A 5,733-nucleotide genomic window follows, 5' to 3' on the forward strand; every position below is an offset into this window, starting at 1 on the left:
AAAAAAGAGTTGACAAGAAGGAAAAAGAGTGATATAATAATAAAGCTGTCAGGGACGGCGGAACGAAAGGCACTGAAAAACAAGCGGCGGGAGCCGAGGAAAGTCAGAGGAGAGTAGTTCAGAGCAAAGTTCTAAAGAACAGCAGTTAACAGAGTGAGTATTACTTAACCGCTTAACAATTTGTTCAAAAACTTTTAAAACGAAGTTAATTGACAAATAAGTGATAAAGTGATATAATAAAATAGTTGACCCGCCACTAACGAGCGTAAGCGAAGTTAGTAAGGAATAAAGGTAAACGAACAAAATTATGAATAAAGCCTAAAACTTGTTCATAAAGAGTTTACAAAATAAAGGGTTGACAAACAAAAGAAAATGTGATATAATAGATAAGTGCTCTTCACGAGGAACTAAAAACCAAGTGAGAAAACAGAGAGCTGAATCGAAAAAGAACATTTTTGATTGTAAGGCATCTTGAAAATTGAACAATGACTAACGAATACAAAACCCTTGTAAATTACTTTGAGAAAAGTAAGAGAAGTCAAGTAAAGACTGAAAAATACAAGATTTAAAACGTCAGTGATTTCGCAAGAAATTGATATGGACGTACTGAGATCATAATTGTTGAGAGATCAACATTAGGATACAACTTTATTAAGAGTTTGATCCTGGCTCAGGACGAACGCTGGCGGCACGCTTAACACATGCAAGTCGAACGAAGTTATTTGAGCTTGCTTAGATGACTTAGTGGCGGACGGGTGAGTAACACGTGAGCAATCTGCCTTTCAGAGGGGGATACCGATTGGAAACGATCGTTAATACCGCATAACATAGTAAATTCGCATGTTTTTACTATCAAAGATTTATCGCTGAAAGATGAGCTCGCGTCTGATTAGGTAGTTGGTGAGGTAACGGCCCACCAAGCCGACGATCAGTAGCCGGACTGAGAGGTTGAACGGCCACATTGGGACTGAGACACGGCCCAGACTCCTACGGGAGGCAGCAGTGGGGAATATTGCACAATGGAGGAAACTCTGATGCAGCGATGCCGCGTGAGGGAAGAAGGTTTTCGGATTGTAAACCTCTGTGTACAGGGACGATAATGACGGTACCTGTTCAGAAAGCTCCGGCTAACTACGTGCCAGCAGCCGCGGTAATACGTAGGGAGCGAGCGTTGTCCGGAATTACTGGGTGTAAAGGGAGTGTAGGCGGGACGGCAAGTCAGATGTGAAATTTAGGGGCTCAACCCCTGACCTGCATTTGAAACTGCTGTTCTTGAGTGAAGTAGAGGTAAGCGGAATTCCTAGTGTAGCGGTGAAATGCGTAGATATTAGGAGGAACATCAGTGGCGAAGGCGGCTTACTGGGCTTTAACTGACGCTGAGGCTCGAAAGCGTGGGGAGCAAACAGGATTAGATACCCTGGTAGTCCACGCCGTAAACGATGATTACTAGGTGTGGGGGGACTGACCCCTTCCGTGCCGCAGTTAACACAATAAGTAATCCACCTGGGGAGTACGGTCGCAAGACTGAAACTCAAAGGAATTGACGGGGGCCCGCACAAGCAGTGGAGTATGTGGATTAATTCGAAGCAACGCGAAGAACCTTACCAGGTCTTGACATCGATCGAATCCGAAAGAGATTTTGGAGTGCCCTTCGGGGAACGTGAAGACAGGTGGTGCATGGTTGTCGTCAGCTCGTGTCGTGAGATGTTGGGTTAAGTCCCGCAACGAGCGCAACCCTTATGTTTAGTTGCTACGCAAGAGCACTCTAGACAGACTGCCGTTGACAAAACGGAGGAAGGTGGGGATGACGTCAAATCATCATGCCCCTTATGACCTGGGCCTCACACGTACTACAATGGCTGTAAACAGAGGGAAGCTAAGCAGTGATGTGGAGCAAATCCCCAAAAGCAGTCTTAGTTCGGATTGTAGGCTGCAACCCGCCTACATGAAGTCGGAATTGCTAGTAATCGCGGATCAGCATGCCGCGGTGAATACGTTCCCGGGCCTTGTACACACCGCCCGTCACACCATGGGAGTTGGTAACACCCGAAGTCAGTAGCCTAACCGCAAGGAGGGCGCTGCCGAAGGTGGGATCGATGACTGGGGTGAAGTCGTAACAAGGTAGCCGTATCGGAAGGTGCGGCTGGATCACCTCCTTTCTAAGGAGAAACAAACCGAAAGAAAAGGTTTGAAACTCCGGTCAGACAAGAGTTAAGCGTTGGAAGTTGTTCAATTTTGAGGGTGCCTAATAAGGTATCTTTACAAGAAGCACAAGGGAAAATCTCTGACATCCGGCATGGATGAAACCCTAAACGGGGGTGTAGCTCAGCTGGGAGAGCACCTGCCTTGCACGCAGGGGGTCAGGAGTTCGATCCTCCTCATCTCCACCAAAGGGGACAGAGAGAGGAAGAGCCAAAGAGGTTTAACCGAATGGGCGCATAGCTCAGGTGGTTAGAGCGCACGCCTGATAAGCGTGAGGTCGATGGTTCGAGTCCATTTGTGCCCACTAGTCCGAGAGGACGAAGACCGAGAAGGGAACAAGTTTCCTAAAAGGCAAGCAGCTTGAAAATTGAATAAGAAAACAAAGTAATGCAAATGAGGAAAATTAAACGACAAAAATCGAAAGATTTAAGTCGGGTGATAAAAAGAGATTTTTATCAAACTGCAATATTTGCTTAAAACAACTGTAGCAAGAAAATTGCTAGAGAGAATTCAAATCATAATTCAAATGGTTAAGCTAATAAGAGCGCAGGGAGAATGCCTTGGCATTGGGAGCCGAAGAAGGACGTGGTAAGCTGCGAAAAGCTGCGGGGATCAGCAAGCATGAATTGATCCGCAGATATCCGAATGGAGCAATCCGCATGAGTGAAGCTCATGCATCATACAGTGAATAAAATAGCTGTATGAGGGGAACCGCCTGAACTGAAACATCTAAGTAGGGCGAGGAAGAGAAATCAACCGAGATTCTGTGAGTAGTGGCGAGCGAAAGCGGAAGAGGCTAAACCGGAAGTAGCAATACATCCGGGGTTTTGGACGACATTTAGTATTCATTTGAGCGAGCTGAAATGTATGGGAAGACATACCGAAGAATGTGAGAGTCATGTAAGCGAAGTGAGAATGAGCGAGTCGGATCCGGAGTACCGCGGGACACGTGAAACCCCGTGGGAAGATAGGGGGACCACCCTCTAAGCCTAAATACTACCCAATGACCGATAGCGAATAGTACTGTGAAGGAACGGTGAAAAGAACCCCGGGAGGGGAGTGAAAAAGAACCTGAAACCCTGTGCTTACAAGCACCGAGAGCACATCAACGTGTGATCGGGTACCTATTGTAGAATGGTCCGGCGAGTTATTGTATGCGGCGAGGTTAAGAGCTTAAGGCTCGGAGCCGAAGCGAGAGCGAGTCTGAAAAGGGCGTTAAGTCGTATGCAATAGACCCGAAACCGTGTGACCTACCCATGTCCAGGCTGAAGTGGAGGTAAAACTCCATGGAGGGCCGAACGCACGTCCGTTGAAAAGGCCGGCGATGAGATGTGGGTAGCGGAGAAATTCCAATCGAACTCGGATATAGCTGGTTCTCTCCGAAATAGCTTTAGGGCTAGCCTCGTAATAGATTACCGGATGTAAAGCACTGAATAGGCTAGGGGTCGAGAGATTACTGAACCTTATCAAACTAAGAAGGCCGGATAATTGTTTTACGGGAGTCAGACAGCGTGAGATAAGTTTCGTTGTCGAAAGGGAAAGAGCCCAGATCTACAGCTAAGGTCCCTAAATACTGTTAAGTGGAAAAGGATGTGGAATTGCATAAACAACCAGGATGTTGGCTTAGAAGCAGCCATACATTAAAAGAGTGCGTAATAGCTCACTGGTCGAGTGACTCTGCGCCGAAAATTCAACGGGGCTAAACAGTATACCGAAGCTTAGGATTGTGTCTTATGACACAGTGGTAGGAGAGCGTTGTGTAAGGGGTGAAGTCAGAGCGGAAGCGCTGGTGGACTTTACAGAAGTGAGAATGCCGGAATGAGTAGCGAGAATTATGTGAGAATCATAATGGCCGAAAATCTAAGGTTTCCTGAGGAAGGTTCGTCCGCTCAGGGTAAGCCGGGAGCTAAGGTGAGGCTTAAATGCGTAGCCGATGCACATACGGTTGAAATTCCGTAGCCGCCGAAACTTAAATGCAGGGACGCTTTGAAAGGACTTGAGCCGGGCGATGGTTGACCCGGTCGAAAGGGACCGAAAATTAGTAGGGAAGCAAGTCTGGACGAAGACAAGAAAAGCTGCATGGTATGCTAAGGCGCCCGTACCGCAAACCGACACAGGTAGATAGGAAGAGGATTCTAAGGCCAACGGGAGAAGGGTTGTTAAGGAACTCGGCAAGTTGACCCCGTAACTTCGGAATAAGGGGTGCCTGCGAGAGCAGGTCGCAGAGAATAGGCCCAGGCAACTGTTTATCAAAAACACAGGTCTCTGCTAAATCGAAAGATGACGTATAGGGGCTGACACCTGCCCGGTGCCGGAAGGTTAAGAGGAGATGTGAGAGCATTGAATTGAAGCCCCGGTAAACGGCGGCCGTAACTATAACGGTCCTAAGGTAGCGAAATTCCTTGTCAGGTAAGTTCTGACCCGCACGAATGGTGTAATGATCTGGGCACTGTCTCAACAACCCGCCCGGCGAAATTGTAGTACCGGTGAAGATGCCGGTTACCCGCGACTAGACGGAAAGACCCCATGGAGCTTTACTGTAGCCTAATATTGGATTTCGGTATTTCATGTACAGGATAGGTGGGAGACTAGGAAGCATTGGCGTCAGCTGATGTGGAGTCGACCTTGGGATACCACTCTTGGAGTGCTGGAATTCTAACCTGCGGCTTTGAATCAAGTCGGGGGACATTGTTAGGTGGGCAGTTTGACTGGGGCGGTCGCCTCCTAAACAGTAACGGAGGCGCTCAAAGGTTCGCTCAGCATGGATGGAAACCATGCATCAGAGTGTAAACGCAAAAGCGAGCCTAACTGCGAGAATGACGGTTCGAGCAGTAACGAAAGTTGGAGTTAGTGATCCGGCGGTATGTGAGTGGAAATGCCGTCGCTCAACGGATAAAAGCTACCCTGGGGATAACAGGCTGATCTCCCCCAAGAGTCCACATCGACGGGGAGGTTTGGCACCTCGATGTCGGCTCATCGCATCCTGGGGCTGTATTCGGTCCCAAGGGTTTGGCTGTTCGCCAATTAAAGCGGTACGCGAGCTGGGTTCAGAACGTCGTGAGACAGTTCGGTCCCTATCTGTCGTGGGCGTAGGATATTTGCAAGGAGCTGTCCCTAGTACGAGAGGACCGGGATGGACGCACCTCTGGTGCACCAGTTGTCACGCCAGTGGCACAGCTGGGCAGCTATGTGCGGAACGGATAAACGCTGAAGGCATCTAAGCGTGAAGCCGCCCTTAAGATAAGATATCCCATCCTTAAAGGAGTAAGACCCCCGGAAGACTACCGGGTTGATAGGCTCAAAGTGTAAGTGTGGTAACACATTCAGCTAGCGAGTACTAATCGGTCGAGGGCTTAACCTTAGTTTATGATTTGAAAGAAGTTTTCTTATTCAATTTTGAGGCTGTTAAAACGGTCTTTAAAAAGTCGGTGATGATTGCGATGAGGTCCCACCTGTTCCCATGCCGAACACAGAAGTTAAGCTCATCTACGCCGAAAATACTTGCCTGGCAACGGGCTGGAAAGATAGGTA

2 tRNA genes and 3 rRNA genes are annotated in these 5,733 nt (G+C 48.1%); all 5 read left to right on the plus strand.

Annotated features, from left to right (window positions below):
- Positions 1–647: 647 nt before the first annotated feature.
- Positions 648–2,159: ribosomal RNA gene (locus LI114_RS12960) — 16S ribosomal RNA — on the plus strand.
- A gap of 155 nt (positions 2,160–2,314) precedes the next feature.
- A tRNA-Ala gene (locus LI114_RS12965) sits at positions 2,315–2,390 on the plus strand.
- A 42-nt stretch (positions 2,391–2,432) separates the two neighbouring features.
- A tRNA-Ile gene (locus LI114_RS12970) sits at positions 2,433–2,506 on the plus strand.
- Positions 2,507–2,730: 224 nt separating this feature from the next.
- Positions 2,731–5,563 (plus strand): 23S ribosomal RNA (locus tag LI114_RS12975).
- A 63-nt stretch (positions 5,564–5,626) separates the two neighbouring features.
- A 5S ribosomal RNA gene (rrf, locus tag LI114_RS12980) occupies positions 5,627–5,733 on the plus strand; the annotation flags it as partial.

Source organism: Ruminococcus sp. 210702-SL.1.03, assembly GCF_020559915.1.
GTDB lineage: Bacteria > Bacillota > Clostridia > Oscillospirales > Ruminococcaceae > YE71.